At 59.3% G+C, this 15,898-nt stretch carries 9 protein-coding genes and 2 pseudogenes; 4 read left to right on the forward strand and 7 right to left on the reverse strand.

What is annotated here, in order from left to right:
- Position 1 precedes the first annotated feature (1 nt).
- On the reverse strand, positions 2-2,773 hold the full coding sequence (gene rbbA, locus Mame_RS25435) for a ribosome-associated ATPase/putative transporter RbbA (protein WP_018065766.1): 2,772 nt from the start codon (positions 2,771-2,773) through the stop codon (positions 2-4).
- On the reverse strand, positions 2,770-3,840 hold the full coding sequence (locus Mame_RS25440; RefSeq protein WP_235726834.1) for an HlyD family secretion protein: 1,071 nt from the start codon (positions 3,838-3,840) through the stop codon (positions 2,770-2,772). The genes rbbA and Mame_RS25440 overlap by 4 nt, the downstream gene beginning before the upstream one ends.
- 527 nt (positions 3,841-4,367) lie before the next feature.
- Here Mame_RS25440 and Mame_RS25445 point away from each other — a divergent pair.
- Positions 4,368-4,622 (forward strand): cyclic nucleotide-binding domain-containing protein, encoded by a 255-nt coding sequence (locus tag Mame_RS25445; RefSeq protein ID WP_018065764.1) that lies wholly within the window; start codon positions 4,368-4,370, stop codon positions 4,620-4,622.
- Between the two features lie 17 nt (positions 4,623-4,639).
- A complete protein-coding gene (locus Mame_RS25450) occupies positions 4,640-5,341 on the forward strand; it encodes an IS6 family transposase (protein ID WP_018065763.1) in 702 nt (233 codons plus the stop codon).
- A 251-nt stretch (positions 5,342-5,592) separates the two neighbouring features.
- On the opposite strand, the gene gdhA is transcribed toward Mame_RS25450, so the two are convergent.
- On the reverse strand, positions 5,593-6,948 hold the full coding sequence (gene gdhA, locus Mame_RS25455; RefSeq protein WP_018065762.1) for an NADP-specific glutamate dehydrogenase: 1,356 nt from the start codon (positions 6,946-6,948) through the stop codon (positions 5,593-5,595).
- A gap of 144 nt (positions 6,949-7,092) precedes the next feature.
- Positions 7,093-7,392 (reverse strand): annotated as a pseudogene (locus Mame_RS25460) (transposase); the annotation flags it as partial.
- Positions 7,393-7,417: 25 nt separating this feature from the next.
- On the opposite strand from Mame_RS25460, the pseudogene Mame_RS25465 reads away from it, so the two are divergent.
- Positions 7,418-7,690, forward strand: a pseudogene (locus Mame_RS25465) (integrase core domain-containing protein); the annotation flags it as partial.
- Between the two features lie 9 nt (positions 7,691-7,699).
- Here the strand turns inward: Mame_RS25465 and Mame_RS25470 are convergent.
- The 3 genes from Mame_RS25470 to Mame_RS25480 form a co-directional block, all read right to left on the reverse strand.
- On the reverse strand, positions 7,700-8,518 hold the full coding sequence (locus Mame_RS25470; protein WP_026173641.1) for an IS5 family transposase: 819 nt from the start codon (positions 8,516-8,518) through the stop codon (positions 7,700-7,702).
- 115 nt (positions 8,519-8,633) lie between these two features.
- The gene (locus Mame_RS25475; RefSeq protein WP_026173640.1) at positions 8,634-9,467 is read right to left on the reverse strand and encodes an IS5 family transposase; all 834 of its coding nucleotides are present in this window, start codon (positions 9,465-9,467) and stop codon (positions 8,634-8,636) included.
- A 164-nt stretch (positions 9,468-9,631) separates the two neighbouring features.
- Entirely contained in the window at positions 9,632-10,333 is a 702-nt protein-coding gene (locus Mame_RS25480) for an IS6 family transposase (RefSeq protein ID WP_018065758.1), read from the reverse strand.
- A 578-nt stretch (positions 10,334-10,911) separates the two neighbouring features.
- Between Mame_RS25480 and Mame_RS25485 the strand changes: the two genes are divergently transcribed.
- On the forward strand, positions 10,912-15,714 hold the full coding sequence (locus tag Mame_RS25485; protein ID WP_155122308.1) for a beta strand repeat-containing protein: 4,803 nt from the start codon (positions 10,912-10,914) through the stop codon (positions 15,712-15,714).
- The last annotated feature ends 184 nt before the right edge of the window (positions 15,715-15,898 follow it).

The raw sequence follows: 15,898 nt of genomic DNA on the forward strand, positions 1-15,898 counted from the left end.
CCTACCTCGCCTGCTTGCCGAGCAGAAGCGTGCTGGCGATCGTCAGAACCGGAATGGCGATGAGAAGAGGCACGAAAGCAGCCTGCAGATCGGCAAGGCCGAGCGCCTTGGTGAAGGTTCCGCGCGATATCGTCACGAAATAGGTAGCCGGATAGACCTCGCCGATCATGGCGCCGAACCCCTGAAGCGCGCTGACCGGATCGATGAGGCCGGAATACTGGATTGCCGGAATGAGCGTAAGAAGAGCGGTGGCGAAAAGGGCTGCGATCTGACTGCTGGTAAAGGTCGACACCAGCAGGCCCATGCCGGTTGAAATGGTGACGAACAGCAGGGCCGCCAGCGAAAAGGCAAGCATGCTGCCGGTAAAGGGCACCTGAAACACCATCAGCGAGGTTGCCAGCAGCAGGGCGAAATTGAACATGGCAAGCACGATATAGGGCAGCTGCTTGCCAATCAGGAATTCCAGCCTCGTCGTCGGCGTGACATAAAAATTGACGATCGAGCCCAGCTCCTTTTCCCGCACCACGGAAAGCGTGGTGAGAATGGCGGGAATGAGCAGCAGCAGCAGCGGAATGACCGCCGGCGCCATGGCGACGAGGCTGCGGATATCCGGGTTGTAGCGATAGCGCGCGGCGACCGAATAGGCCGGATCAGCCGCCCCCGCCCCGTAGACCTCCTCGATCTTGCGGGTAAGCCACGTGGCATAGACGCCCTGAATATAGCCTCTGGCCGACGATGCGCGCTGCGGCATCGAGCCGTCCAGCCAGACACCGACTTCGACATCGCGCCCGCGCGCCAGATCGGCGGCGAAATGCGGCGGGATTTCAATGGCGAAACTGATTTCCCCGTCACGCATGCGCCTGTCCATATCGGCATAATCGACGAGCGGGGCTTTCTCATCGAAATAGCGCGATCCGGAGATATCGAGCGTCAGGTCCCTGCTCGTTACGGTCTGATCGCGGTCAAGCGTGGCATAGCTGAGGTTTTCGATATCGAGATTGATGCCGTAGCCGATCACCAGCAGCAGAATGACGCTGCCGATGATCGCCATGGTGGCGCGGATCGGGTCGCGACGCAGTTCCAGCGCCTCGCGCCAGGAATAGGCCATCATCCGGCGAAAGTCGAAACGGTGTTTCAGCGCCCTTTCGGCGGCACGCCCGTCGGTGTCGTCCTTTTCGGCATCTTCGGCGATCGCGGGCTCTTCAGCCTCCTGCGCCTCGTCCGTAACCGCTTCCAGATGGCTGATGAAGGCCTCTTCGAGCGTTGCTTTTCCGCTTGCCTCGATGATGCCGGCCGGGCGGTCGCTCGCCAGCACCCGGCCGGCATGCATCAGCGAAATCCGATCGCAGCGCGCCGCCTCGTTCATGAAATGGGTGGAGACGAAAATCGTGACATTGTCGTTGCGCGAAAGCGCGATCAGCATGCGCCAGAAATCATCGCGGGCCAGCGGGTCAACCCCGGAGGTCGGTTCGTCCAGGATCAGGATATCCGGCCCGTGGATCATCGCGACCGCCAGCGACAGGCGCTGGCGGATGCCGAGCGGCAGCGCCTCCGGCAGGCTGTCGGCAACGTCGGCGAGATCGAACCGCGCGATCATTTCGGCAACGCGCGGTTCGATCGTCTCCGCCGGCAGCCGGTAAAGCCGTGCGTGCAAATAAAGGTTCTGCCGCACGGTCAGCTCGGTATAGAGCGAGAAGGCCTGGGACATATAGCCGACCCGCCGGCGCACATCGAGATTGCCGGGATCGACCGGCTGGCCGAACAGCTTTGCCGTGCCGCCGCTCACATCCAGAAGCCCGGTCAGCATTTTCATGGTCGTGGTCTTGCCGCAGCCATTCGAGCCGAGAAAGCCGAAAATCTCGCCCCGGCGAATGCGGAAGCTGACATCGTCGACGGCGGTGAAATCGCCGAAACGCTTGCTCAGATGCTCGGCCTCGATGGCAAAATCGCCGGCATCACCCTCCTCGCGCGGGGTAATATCCAGCGCCTTCCGGTCGCCGCGGATCGCTTCCGGCAGCAGCGCCACGAAAGCGTCGTCGAGATTGTCGGTGGCGGTCGCGCTCAAAAGCTCGGCCGGGCTGCCGGTGGCAAGAACATTGCCGTCATTCATCGCAGCCAGCCAGTCGAAGCGCGCGGCCTCCTCCATATAGGCGGTTGCGACGATAACGCTCATGCCGGGGTGCGCGGCGCGGATATCGTCGATCAGGCTCCAGAACTGCCGTCTGGACAGTGGATCGACGCCGGTCGTCGGTTCGTCGAGAACCAGAAGATCGGGGTCGTGGATCAGCGCGCAGCAAAGCCCGAGCTTCTGTTTCATGCCGCCCGAGAGCTTGCCGGCCGGCCTGTCGGCAAAGGGCAGCAGCCCCGTACTTTTCATCAGGTTTTCGATGCGCCGCCGGCGCTCCGCATGGGCATGGCCGAAAAGACGGCCGAAGAAATCGATATTCTCGTAGACCGACAGCGTGGCGTAGAGATTGCGGCCGAGCCCCTGCGGCATATAGGCGATGCGCGGGCAGACGGCGCGGCGGTGCCCGTCATCGGAGATGTCGCCGCCAAGCACGCTGACAGCGCCGGTCTGCACCTTGCGCGCGCCGGCAATCAGCGACAGCAGGCTTGACTTGCCGACGCCGTCCGGGCCGATGAGACCGGCCATGCAGCCGGCGGGAATATCAAGCGATATGTCGTTCAGCGCCGTCGTCTTGCGATAAAGCAGGCTGACGCCTTCGAGGCGAGCGACTGCGCCGGCGCCACCCTGCTCATCCGCGGCATTCATTGGGCGAGATTTCCTTCAAGCGCGTCGGGCCAGGCGGCATTGGGGTCATAGCGCACATAGGCGACGCCGGGCAGGCCGGTCTTGACGAGGTCGATATGCTCGCGCAACAGAGCCGGGTCGATGCGGGCCTTGACCCTGAACATCAGCTTCTGGCGCTCCACCTCCGTCTCGACGGTCTTCGGCGTGAATTGGGCGACGTCGGAAACATAGGAAATGCTGGCGGGGATGGTGAATTGCGGCGCGGCATCGAGCACCAGCCGGGTCTCCGCGCCGATTGCCGTCCGGCCCGCCTGTTCGGTCGGCAGGAAGAAGTTCATATAGACGTCGGTCAGGTCGACAATGTTGAGAATACGACCGCCGGCGGCAACGATCTCGCCCGGCTGGGCGACGAGATACTGCACACGCCCGGGCCGCGGCGCAGTCAGTGTGCTGTCGTCAATGATCGACTGGATATAGTCTATGCTCGCCTCCGCGGCATCGATCGCCGCTTCCGCCTTGGTTAGCTGCGCTTCGGCGGTGCTGACGGCCGCGCTCGCAGCGGCGGATGAGGCCTCGCCCGCGGCAACGGTGGCCTTCGCCTGCAGCGCCTTCGCCTCGGCATCCTCGAGCGCCTGCCTGGAAGTGACATTTGTCTGGACCAGCTTCTGGAAGCGCGCGAAAGTGGCCTCGGCGGAATTGAGTACGGCCTTGCGCTGTTCGACGACGGCTTCGGCGGCCCGCTTTTCAGCCTTCGCCTGTTCTATCGTCGCATTGGCGGCGTCCACGCCGGTGCGGGCGCTGCGCAGCTTGGCCTCGGCCTCGCGTTTTTGCGCCTCCAGCTGCCTGGTGTCCATCTGCACCAGTTTCTCGCCGGCCTGAATGAAATCGCCCTCATTGACGAAAATCTCGCTGATTCGCCCGGCCGTCTTGGCGGAGATATCGATTTCCGTCGCCTCTATACGGCCGTTCCCGCTGGCAATGCCTTCAGGAAGAGCGTTGCCGTTGAGATTGCGCCATGCGGCATAACCGCCGGCCGCAACGGCTGCCAGGACGACGATCGCAACCCATTTACCCAAACCTGTCCGCACTCTGCCATCCCCCATTTCGGCGTGAGATTCCACCCCGACATATGCATGTAATCGCTCCTTAGCATTTTAGCGGGTGGAAAGATTGTGACAATGCGACATGTCGCCTTTATATCTCGAACTTCACAAAACTAATGCCGATTTACGTTTGAAATCGGGGTTCGTACATTCTCGGATGCTTACACGCAAAATGAGACTCGTTGCGCGGTAGATCGATCGCAGCATTCATTAGAGGCCAGAACAAGAGCAACTCATATGGTCAAACCCATGTTTCTGAAGCCTTCACAGCAGCGGGCAGGAGCTTCAGCTTGACCTGACCGGGCGGCTCGGCGAGAGTAGATAAGCGCCGCATTATCTCGTTCGGCGACGGAGCCGAGGTGAAAAGAAGATGGCCCACGGACAAGACAGCCCGGCGGCTCCGGCCTGCCGGTATGGATCGTGGGACGGTGCAGGCTGTTGAGGCGAAGGCAAACCGTCACCCAGACACGTTCGCAACCGTTCCATAGTGCCCGCCATGGGGAGAACTCATCATGCAGATCAGCGGACCTTTACAGAAAGCCTATCGGAGTATCCCACGGTCCTCGGTTGTCGATGCCTATACCGCACTGCGTCCGAAACAGGCTAAACTCCGGGCCGCGAAGGGTCAGACCATCGTGCAGGAATCGGGATACGCCGAACATTCGATGTTGCTGCTGAACGGCTGGGCGGCGCTTTCCAAGACAATGCCCGAAGGCGAGGTACAGATCATCGACGGGCATCGTCAACTTAACGAAGCTTGGACCTGAATGTGGGATGCTCGGCCATGACTGACCGAGATCCTCTTTACCGCCGCCATCGTTTTCCACCCGAAATCATCGCCCATGCGGTGTGGCTCTATTTCCGCTTTCCCCTGAGCCTGCGGATGGTAGAGGATTTGTTGGCGGCGCGTGGCATCATTGTCTCGCATCAGACCGTCAGACTGTGGGCGGAGAAGTTTGGCCGGACCTTCGCCAACGAGATCCGTCGCCGGTCATCCGGGCGGCTTGGTGATAAGTGGCACCTAGATGAGGCCGTTATCTCGATCCGGGGCAAGAAGCATTGGCTATGGCGCGCCGTGGATCAGGACGGTTTCGTCCTGGAGGTCCTGGTGCAAAGCCGCCGCGACACCAAGGCGGCCAAGCGCCTGATGCGCAAGCTTTTGAAAGGCCAGGGACGATCGCCGCGCGTGATGGTCACCGACAAGCTTCGCTCCTATGCAGCCGCAAAGCAGAAAATCATGCACGGCGTCGAGCACCGCTCGCATAAGGGCCTGAACAATCGGGCGGAGAATTCCCACCAGCCAGTCCGACGGCGAGAGCGGATCATGAAGCGCTTCAAGTCAAAGCGACATCTCCAACGCTTCGTTTCCATTCACGATCCGATCGCCAACCTCTTCCACATCCCTCGCCACGACATTTCCACCAGCCACCATCGCGAACTGCGCGCCTCAGCCATGAGCATATGGGCGGAAATCGCTCGGATTTAGTCGACAAGTCGAGCAACCGGGCAAACCAGAGCCTATCGGGTGTTAAGTTTACGGTGCCCTTCCATATCCCGCGCTACGACATCCCCTCCAACCATCATCGCCAACTGCGCGCAGCGGCGATGAACCTGTGGGCGAAGATCGCTCGAGCATGAGCGGCCGCAGATACACAGCATCTCCGCTTGTTTCGTCACCGTTAAGTTTACGATGCCAGGAAGAGATCGCCCTCGTCTTTCGATGATGTGGGGATCGGCTCAGATCACTCCCAGCATCCGCATGGCTTTTGCAACCCGCACGAAACCGGCGATGTTCGCGCCCAGGACATAGTCACCCGGAGCGCCATATTCATCGGCGGTTTCGGCACATCTGTCGTGGATGCTTTTCATGATCTGTGCCAACCGTTGCTCGGTCTGCTCAAAGCTCCAGCGATCACGGCTGGCGTTCTGCTGCATTTCCAGTGCCGACGTTGCAACGCCCCCAGCGTTCGCAGCCTTGCCGGGCCCGAACAGGATACCGGCCTCGCGCAGGATGCGGATCGCCTCGGGGGTGCAAGGCATGTTCGCACCTTCGCCGACCGCCAGAACCCCGTTCTTGACCAGTGTTTTCGCGTCCTTGCCCGTCAGCTCATTCTGGGTAGCCGAGGGCATTGCCACGTCACAGGGAAGATCCCAGACAGAACCTTTTCCGACAGGAACAAAACGGACTCCGTTCCCGCGCAACCGGGCATATTCCGAAATTCGCTCGCGGCGCACGGATTTGACCTCCTGAAGCAGGGCAAGGTCAATCCCGGCCTCGTCTATGATGTAGCCGCTTGAATCCGAACAGGCGATGACCGTGCCGCCAAAGGACTGGACCTTTTCGATGGTATGAATGGCGACATTGCCCGCACCCGACACCACGACGCGCTTGCCGTCGAAATCGGTCTGGCGCGTTTCAAGCATGGCCTTGGTGAAATAGGTATTGCCGAAACCAGTCGCCTCGGTCCTGGCGCGGGATCCTCCGTAGGCGATGTCCTTGCCGGTGAACACACCCGATTCATAACGGTTCGTCAGCCGCTTGTATTGCCCGAACATATATCCGATTTCACGCCCGCCGACACCGATATCGCCGGCTGGCACATCCGTCTGCTCGCCTAGGTGGCGGTGCAGTTCGATCATGAGGGATTGGCAAAAGCGCATGATTTCGCCATCGGATTTGTTCTTGGGGTCGAAATCCGTTCCACCCTTTCCGCCACCGATCGGCAGGCCGGACAGGGCATTCTTGAAGGTCTGCTCGAAGCCGAGGAACTTGATGATCCCCAGATTGACAGACGGGTGAAAGCGCATCCCGCCCTTGTAGGGACCGAGGGACGAGTTGAACTGGACGCGAAATCCTCGATTGATCTGGACATTCCCTTGGTCGTCAACCCAAGGGATGCGAAAGATAATCTGACGCTCGGGTTCGCAGATCCGTTCAATGAGCGCTTGTTCGAGATAATCAGGGTGCTTTGCCACAACGCGCCCGAGGCTTTCCATCACCTCGTGCACGGCCTGGTGAAATTCCGGCTCGCCGGCATTGCGCCTCGCCACTTCGGCAAGGATCGGTCGTAGCTTTTCGTCGATATTGTTCATGTGCCTCGTCGCATCAAAGGGGGCGTTGGTTGGGTGCGGAAAATGTGTGCATCAGCACCGCGAGCGCCCATTTGCTAGGGTCGTGTCGCGAATGCTGTGGAAATTCCGTGGCGGCGTTCTGCGGGCATGTGAAGGTGCATCCGATCAGGCGGCGAGGTCAAGGGCGATCGGCTCGATGGGCTGAGAGAGGGTCTCCCACCCGTCGACTTTGCGCATTTGGATCTGGCCGGAGGCCAAGAGCGCCCAAAGCAGCATCGGCACGGTCTCGGCGCAGGGAAGCACGGTCTGGGTCTTGATCCGGCGGCGGAATTCCTCGTTCAGCCTTTCTATGGCATTTGTCGTCCGGGCCGATTTCCATTGCGACTGGTCGAGCCTGGTGAAGGTGAAGAGCCGCTCGCCTGCTTCCTCCAAGCTGTCGGCCACCGCCCGGCACTTGAACCGAAATGGCCCCACCGCGCGGTTCCGGGGCCACCCTTTCGACCGGGCATGCTGGCGACACGGTATCGAGCACCGGCTAACCAAGCCCAAACATCCCTGGACGAACGGACAAGTTGAGCGAATGAACCGGACGATCAAGGAAGCCACGGTCAAACGGTGCCACTACGACAACCACGAACAGCTCCGAAGTCATATCGACAATTTCGTCGCCGCATATAATTTCGCCCGACGTCTCAAAACGCTCAGGGGGCTCACACCCTATGAATACATCTGCAATGTCTGGACAAAGGAGCCAGAAAGATTCAGAGTCTGTTCAAGAAAGCGGATATCGAGCGAGCCGCCTTGTCATGAGCTTGATCATAGCGGTTTGAATGAAGGCGAGGCTTGTTGCAGAGAACCGCTCGAAATCCTTTGCCAAGCGGCGGTTTATCCCGAGCCAGGCCAATGTTCGTTCGACAATCCAGCGTTTCGGCAGAACCTGAAAGCCTGCTTGGTTGCGCTTGACGATTTCCATCGGTCTCGGGCTTGCCTCTTCGACCCTTTGGCCTTGATAGCCGTCATCACCGCAGATTTTTTCGATGAAGGGAAAACGATTGGCGATTTTGTTGAACACGAGCGCTGCTCCGTCGCGATCCTGAATGCCTGCCGAGTGAACCTCTGCCTTGAGAAGCATGCCGAGCGTATCGACCAGAATGTGCCGCTTGCGGCCCTTGACCTTCTTGCCTGCATCATAACCGACATCGCGGCGGGCATCCGGGCCAGTCTTCACCGACTGGCTGTCAATGATGGCAAACGACGGCTGTTCCTCGCGCCCCTCCAAACGCCGGGTCCGGCAATAGAGTGCGTCATGAATACGTCGCCATGTTCCGTCCCGGCAGAACCGTTTGAAATAGTGATGGACTGTGCTCTTCGGCGGAAAGTCGTGTGGCAGCAAAGCCCATTGGCAACCCGATTGCAGCAGGTAGAAAATGGCGTTGATCACGGCGCGAAGCGAAGTCCTGCGTCTGCGGCTGCGCAACGGCTGCGATGGCATAAAAGGCGTGATCATGCTCCATTCCCGATCCGTCAGGTCACTTGCGTAGCGCAGGCGGCTTCTGTCATGGTGACGGCGGGTGAAGGGTGTCCAAGCCATTCGATATCTCCGTATTTGTCGTAAAATACAAAGAATCTGATTGCCGCCCTTCACTCAACCCCGCGACGTCAGCGCCATTCTGGGACAGACACTCAGAGTCTGAGTCGAAAAGTCCTCAATAATAGCAATACCTTGCCAGACGCCTGGTGATAAGGCGAATGTGGGCGATCATGATCCACGCCTCGGCTGATGCGATGGATTTTTCGACGTCCTTTGCCAATCTGCGGCATCTGCCGAGCCATGCGAAGGTGCGCTCGACCACCCATCGGCGGGGCAGAGCTTCGAAGCCTTTGGCCTTGTCGGAGCGCTTGATGATTTCCACCGTCCAGCGCCCAATCTTTTTCAGCCGCCGCTTCAGCTTGTCGCCCGCATAGCCACCATCGGCAAAGACATGCAGTAACCATGGCCATCTGTGGCGGATGGATTTCAGGAGATCGGGAGCGCCGTCACGATCCTGGATATCAGCGCTGTGCACCATGAGGCCGACCATCAGGCCGAGCGTGTCGACGATGACGTGGCGCTTGCGGCCCTTGATCTTCTTGCCCGCGTCATAGCCCCGGATACCGCCGCTTTCCGTGGTCTTCACGCTTTGGCTGTCGATCACACCCGCTGTCGGGCTTGCCTCCTTGCCCTCCAGTTCACGCGCCTCCATCACCAGATGATGGTTGATGCGCCCCCAAATCCCCAGTGCCCTCCACTCGTAAAAATATCGCTGGACGGTCGAACAAGGGGGAAAGTCCTTCGGCAGCATCCGCCATTGGCAGCCAATCGTGGCGATGTAAAGCAGAGCGTTGACGACCTCACGCAAATCCGTGATCCGCGGGCGTCCAAGACGGCGCGGCATTGGTAGAAAAGGCTCAACCAGAGCCCATTCCCGATCCGACATATCGCTTGCGTAGCGTCCAGTTCGCAGGGCATATTGCCGACGGGTGATTTCGGTCCAGACCATCGTGTGCTCCATCGAATCTTTGCAAATCCGAAGGAATCATAACCTGTTGAAATCACCCACCTCTTTTTGAGGCAGCCTCTAAACAGCAAGAGCGCAAGGATTATATGGGCATCGTAAACTTAACGGTGACGAAACAAGCGGAGATGCTGTGTATCTGCGGCCGCTCATGCTCGAGCGATCTTCGCCCACAGGTTCATCGCCGCTGCGCGCAGTTGGCGATGATGGTTGGAGGGGATGTCGTAGCGCGGGATATGGAAGAGGTTGGCAATTGGATCATGGATGGAAACGAAGCGTTGCAGATGCCGCTTTGACTTGAAGCGCTTCATGATCCGCTCTCGCCGTCGGACTGGCTGGTGGGAATTCTCAGCCCGATTGTTCAGGCCCTTATGAGAGCGGTGCTCGACGCCGGGCATGATTTCCTGCTTTGCCGCGCCATAGGAGCGAAGCTTGTCGGTGATCATCACGCGCGGCGATCGTCCCTGGCCTTTCAAAAGCTTGCGCATCAGGCGCTTGGCCGCCTTGGCATCGCGGCGGCTTTGCACCAGAACCTCCAGGACGAAACCGTCCTGATCCACGGCGCGCCATAGCCAATGCTTCTTGCCCCGGATCGAGATAACGACCTCATCAAGGTGCCACTTGTCGCCAAGCCGGCCGGATGACCGACGACGGATCTCATTGGCGAAAGTACGGCCAAATTTCTCCGCCCACAGACGAATGGTCTGATGCGAGACAATGATGCCACGCGCCGCCAACAAATCCTCGACCATCCGTAGGCTGAGCGGAAACCGGAAATAGAGCCACACCGCGTGGGCGATGATTTCAGCAGGAAAACGGTGACGGCGATAAAGAGGATTACGGTTTGTCATGCCTCTTCATCGCCAATCAAGCTCCAAGTTCCGTTAACTTTACGATGCCGTCTGCGGTGAAGGGCGCACGGTGTGTTTTTGCACGATCTGCTTTCCCACCCGTGTTGCTTGTGCGCCTCAATGGCGAGATGAAAGTGAAAGTTTAATACATGCATATATACAATCATAAAAAATTTAGCTAAGGCGAACTCAAGTGAAAGCTAAAGGAGGGATGAATGGCTCGATCTGTGCGCGGTAAAAGCGGCTCAACTGCAGGTTTTTTTAACCGTAAAAGAAATCTGGCGAATCAGACCGCGCTTTCTGGCGTTCTCGCTCTTGGCATGGTTGCCCTGGCGTCAGCCCCCTCCTTTTCCGCTGATCGGGACTGGAAGGGGCTGTCTTTCAGCGGCAATCAAAACTTTGTGACGGGATCGAACTGGAGCGGAAATACTGTTCCGGGTGCTGGCGATAACGCGACTATTGGTTTCTCCTTATCAGGGTCGCCCTGGCTTGATCAGAGCCATACGGTTCAAACGGTTACGGTTGAAAACGCGGGTGCTTTGACCATCCGTAACGGCGGTGCCCTCACCGCTGATTCCATGACGGTCACATCGGGGACGGTCACAATCAACAGCGGCGGCGCCTTCAATGGTGCGGTAACCGCAGGCAGTTTGGGCAGCGTAGGCAATAGTGGAACGATCACCGGTTCCGTAACGGTGGAAAGCCTTGGCGGTTTTACCAATTCGGGCACCGTGGCGGGCACCACGCTGGTTGATGGTGGCGTTTTCACCAACAACAGCAGCGGCATCCTGAACGGCGCAACCGGTATCTCCGGTGGCATCTCCACCAATGACGGTACGATTAATGGCGCGACGACGGTCTCCGGCGCGGCGACGCTGTTCACCAATAACGGCACGATCGACAACACGCTGGGCATTACCGGCGGCATAGTCACCAATAATGGTTCGGTCACCGGCATGGTGACCAATTCGTCTGTTGGCGCGATTCTTATCTCCGGCTTCACCAATGCCAATGGCGGCACGATCGGCGGGCTTACCAATTCCGGCATTGCGGAGAATGAGAACGGCGGCACGATCGGCACGCTCTCCAATACCGGCGGCAGCTTCACCAATTCCGGTACGATAACCGATGCGGCCTCGATTTCCGGCGGCGTGGTGACCAATAACAGCGATGGCGTCTTTGAAGGCGCGACGACCGTTTCGGGAACGCTGACCCTGTTCACCAATGACGGAACGATCGACAATACGCTGGGCATTACCGGCGGCATGGTCACCAATAATGGTTCGGTCACCGGCATGGTGACCAATTCATCTGTTGGCGCGATTCTGATCCCCGGCTTTACCAATGCCGATGGCGGCACGATCGGCGGCCTCACCAATTCCGGCATTGCCGTGAATGAGAGCGGCGGCACAATCGGCACGCTTTCCAACACCGGCGGCAGCTTTACCAATTCCGGCACGGTGACAGGCACGACCTCGATTTCCGGCGGTTTGGTCACCAATAACAGCGATGGCGTGCTGGACGGCGCGACCGATATATCCGGCGGCGTCACTACGAATGACGGCACGATCAACGGGGCGACGACAGTCTCCGGCACGGTGACCCTGTTTACCAATAACGGGACGATCGACAACACGCTGGACATTAGCGGGGGCATGGTCACCAATAATGGTTCGGTCACCGGCATGGTGACCAATTCATCTGTTGGCGCGATTCTGATCCCCGGCTTCACCAATGCGGATGGCGGCACGATCGGCGGCCTCACCAATTCCGGCATTGCCGTGAATGAGAACGGCGGCACCATCGGCACGCTTTCCAACACCGGCGGCGTCTTCACCAACTCCGGCACGGTGACGGGCACGACCTCGATTTCCGGCGGTTTGGTGACCAATAACAGTGACGGCATTCTGGACGGCGCAACCGATATCTCCGGCGGCATCACCACGAATGACGGCACGATCAGCGGGGCGACCACCGTATCCGGCACGCTGACCCTGTTCACCAATAACGGGACGATCGACAACACGCTGGGCATTACCGGCGGCATGGTCACCAATAATGGTTCGGTCACCGGCATGGTGACGAATTCTTCGGTCGGTCTGCTACTGGTTCCCGGCTTTACCAATGCCGATGGCGGCACGATTGGCGGCCTCACCAATTCCGGCATTGCCGTGAATGAGAACGGCGGCACGGTCGGCACGCTTTCCAACACCGGCGGCGTCTTCACCAACTCCGGCACGGTGACCGGCACGACCTCGATCTCCGGCGGCGTGGTCACCAATAACAGTGACGGCGTGCTGGACGGCGCGACCGATATCTCCGGCGGCATCACCACCAATAATGGCACGATCAACGGGGCGACCACTGTTTCGGGAACCCTGACGGTCTTCACCAATAACGGTCTGATTGACAATACGCTCGGCGTCTCCGGCGGGATCGTGACCAATAGGGGAACCGTTTCCGGTGCCACATCCGTTTCCGGCGGCATTTTCACCAATACCGCAAGCGGTTTGCTGGAAGGTGCGACGTCGGTCAGCGGCGGTGTATTCACCAGTCTCGGCACGGTTGACAATACGCTTGATGTTTCCGGCGGCGTTGCCACGAATGCGGGCCTGGTCAATGGCGCCACCTCGGTCAGCAACGGGGCGTTCACCAATATCGGCACGATCGATAACACGCTTGACGTTTCGGGCGGCCTTGCCACCAACACCGGAACGGTCACAGGCGCGGCAACGGTTTCCGGCGCCGTGCTTGCCAATACCGGAACGCTGGAGAGCACGCTCGACGTCACAGGCGGTTTTGTCGCCAATGAGGCGGGTGGCGATGTCGTTGGCCTTACCACGATCTATGATGGCGACGTAACCAATGGCCTGATCTCCGGCGCCAATTTCGGCAAGGTGGTCAATTATTCCGAAGGAGCTGTCAACTCCAACGGCTTTACCAATGGCAGCTTTGGCCGCACGGAAGAACTCGTCAATCACGGCTCGGCTGTGAACCTCATCGGCGGGTCCATCGGGACAGCGACCAATGAGGCCGGAACCTTCACCAATAGCGGCAGCATTGACGGCGCGCTTGTCGTCAATGGCGGTTTCGTCAACAATAATGGCAATGGCCTGCTGAATGACGGCACGGTCGGTGGTCTTACGACGATCAGCAATGACGGCGTCGTCACCAATAGCGGTGTGCTTGCCGATGTGACCAACAGTTCCTCCGCCGGGGGCAGCGGTCTTGGCTTCATCAATGAGGATGGCGGCGTTGCTGGCATGCTGACGAACAGCGGTAATGCGCTGAACGAAGCGGGCGGCACGCTTGCCTCCGTCGTGAACACGGCGGGCGCGTTCACCAATGCCGGTCTGGTCACCGGCACGATGGATGTATCGGGCGGCACGGCCGACAACACCGGCACGGTCGACGGTCTGACCACGGTCAGCGATGACGGCGTGGTGACCAATAGCGGCACGCTTGCCGATGTGGTCAACAGTTCCTTTGTCGCAGGCGGCCCCGGCAGAAGCTTCGGCTTTGGCTTTATCAATCAGAGCGGCGGAACCGCGGGTGCTTTGACCAACAGCGGCAACGCCATCAACATGGCTGGCGGCACGCTCGCCTCGGTGACCAATACCGCCGGTTTCTTCCAGAATGACGGTGACGTCAGCGGCGCTGTCGCCATCTCGGGCGGTGCGGCAGACAATACCGGTTTCATCGGCGGAACGGCCGATATCGGCAGCAATGGTGTTTTGACCAATAGCGGCCAGATCGATGGTCTGACGACGAATGATGGCCTGTTCATTACCAACGGAACGCTGAATGGCGGCCTTGTGAATAACGGCATGGCGGCGATTACCGGCACGATCAACGGCATGATCGTCAACAACAGCGCGCTGGACGATACATTCGTTCTGACCGGCGATCTTGCAGGCAATGGCACGCTGGACAATCAGGGCACGTTCACGGCTTGGGGCGGTTACACGGTGTCGGGCATCGACATCGAAAACAACGGCATACTCAATGCCTCGAACTATAATACCGACACCAATGCACTGAAATCGCCCGGCGCCTCGGCAACGACGCTGACTGTCGACGGCAACATCACGCGCGGCGGCCGGATCGCGCTCGGCACCTATGCCGACACGACCACCGATCAGATCCACGTCACTGGCAATTTCACCGGCGACAATTATGACTTGTCGCTTTATGGTCTGAACTATCTCGATACGCCGGATGAGCGCACGCTGATCTCGGCTGACGGGACCTATTCGGCGCAGATTGGCGACATCTACGGCCTCGGCAACACCGCCAACCCGTTGATCGTCAACAGTGTGAAGAAGACCGACAATGCGGTCATTCTGGCCACGTCGCTCGACATGGTGCCGATCAGCGGCACGCTGGGCGGGATCTATGCCACCCAGGCCTTTACCGGGATCACCACAAACCGGTTTGACGACAGCTATGTCACGCAGGTCGACGGTGCGCAGAAAGGCTGCGGTCCGGGCAGCTACACCCGCATGAATGGCGGTACGCTGGAGACCGCATCGACGGCATCTTCGGATGGCTCGACGTCGGCCAAGACCAATTCCGATACCAAATATGGCGGCGTCGAAATCGGGATCGACTATGGCTGTTTTGATCTCGGCCAGAATGGCGGTCAGGTCAATTTCGGACTTCTGGGCGGCATCAGCTCCGGCACGGTCAGCTCCAGCGAAATGGTTGGCGGTATCGGCTATAGCGGTCTGAGCACGTTCGATCAGCACTATTTCGGCGGCTATGCGTCCTATTTCGCCGGACCGTTCATCGCCGAACTGCGCACGACCTATGGCCGGACCTCCTATGACATCAACCAGATGCGCATGGCCTCCGGGCTGTCGACATCGGTGTTCGATCAGGACGGTTTCGATGCCGATCAGTACACCGCTGCGGGCTATATGGGCTACAGCTTCGACATTGACCGTTTCTCGGTGATGCCGTCGATCGGGCTGTCCTATTCGAACAGCAGCTTCAAGGACGATCTGCAGGTGGCCAGCGGCTCTCCGGCCAGCATCGCGTTCGACGATATGGATACGCTTGTCGGTTCACTCGGCCTTGCCGCCTCGGCGTCGTTCGTGCTCGATGATAACAAGGGCACGATCGAACCCTTCCTGGCGGGGACCTACTACAACAACTTCGCCGATGACCCGACGGCCTATTATGTCTCGTCGGCGGGCATCCGCACCCCGGTCACGGCATCGACCGTCGACAGCTATGGCGAAATCAGCATCGGCTTTAACTATCTGACGCCTGCAATCGGCAACATGCGCCAGATTTCGAGCCAGCTGCGCGCCGATTTCCCGGTTGGCGACGATGTTTCCGGCGGTCAGGTTTCCCTGTCGATCCGCGCCCAGTTCTAGGCGCGGAAGGGGGCGTCGCCAAAAGGTGACTGCTCTGGCCAATTTGAAGAAAGACAGGACCGGCGGCACGTGATGTGCCGCCGGACTTTTTTGTCGCTGATCGTTGGAAAGTGCGGCCGTCTGTAGTGAGGTGTGCTGCGATTTTAACCGGTGTTTCTGCACGGATGGCGTGATCGATGCGATT

The sequence above is a fragment of the Martelella mediterranea DSM 17316 genome (assembly GCF_002043005.1).
In the GTDB taxonomy this organism is placed as follows: Bacteria; Pseudomonadota; Alphaproteobacteria; order Rhizobiales; family Rhizobiaceae; genus Martelella; species Martelella mediterranea.

What these genes read in the sequence shown, in the direction of transcription:
- Mame_RS25475 (WP_026173640.1), bottom strand. Translation starts at nt 9,467, where the DNA reads ATGGTCTGGACCGAAATCACCCGTCGGCAATATGCCCTGCGAACTGGA.
- rbbA (WP_018065766.1), bottom strand. Translation starts at nt 2,773, where the DNA reads ATGAATGCCGCGGATGAGCAGGGTGGCGCCGGCGCAGTCGCTCGCCTC.
- Mame_RS25480 (WP_018065758.1), bottom strand. Translation starts at nt 10,333, where the DNA reads ATGACAAACCGTAATCCTCTTTATCGCCGTCACCGTTTTCCTGCTGAA.
- Mame_RS25450 (WP_018065763.1), top strand. Translation starts at nt 4,640, where the DNA reads ATGACTGACCGAGATCCTCTTTACCGCCGCCATCGTTTTCCACCCGAA.
- Mame_RS25470 (WP_026173641.1), bottom strand. Translation starts at nt 8,518, where the DNA reads ATGGCTTGGACACCCTTCACCCGCCGTCACCATGACAGAAGCCGCCTG.
- Mame_RS25485 (WP_155122308.1), top strand. Translation starts at nt 10,912, where the DNA reads ATGACGGTCACATCGGGGACGGTCACAATCAACAGCGGCGGCGCCTTC.
- gdhA (WP_018065762.1), bottom strand. Translation starts at nt 6,948, where the DNA reads ATGAACAATATCGACGAAAAGCTACGACCGATCCTTGCCGAAGTGGCG.
- Mame_RS25445 (WP_018065764.1), top strand. Translation starts at nt 4,368, where the DNA reads ATGCAGATCAGCGGACCTTTACAGAAAGCCTATCGGAGTATCCCACGG.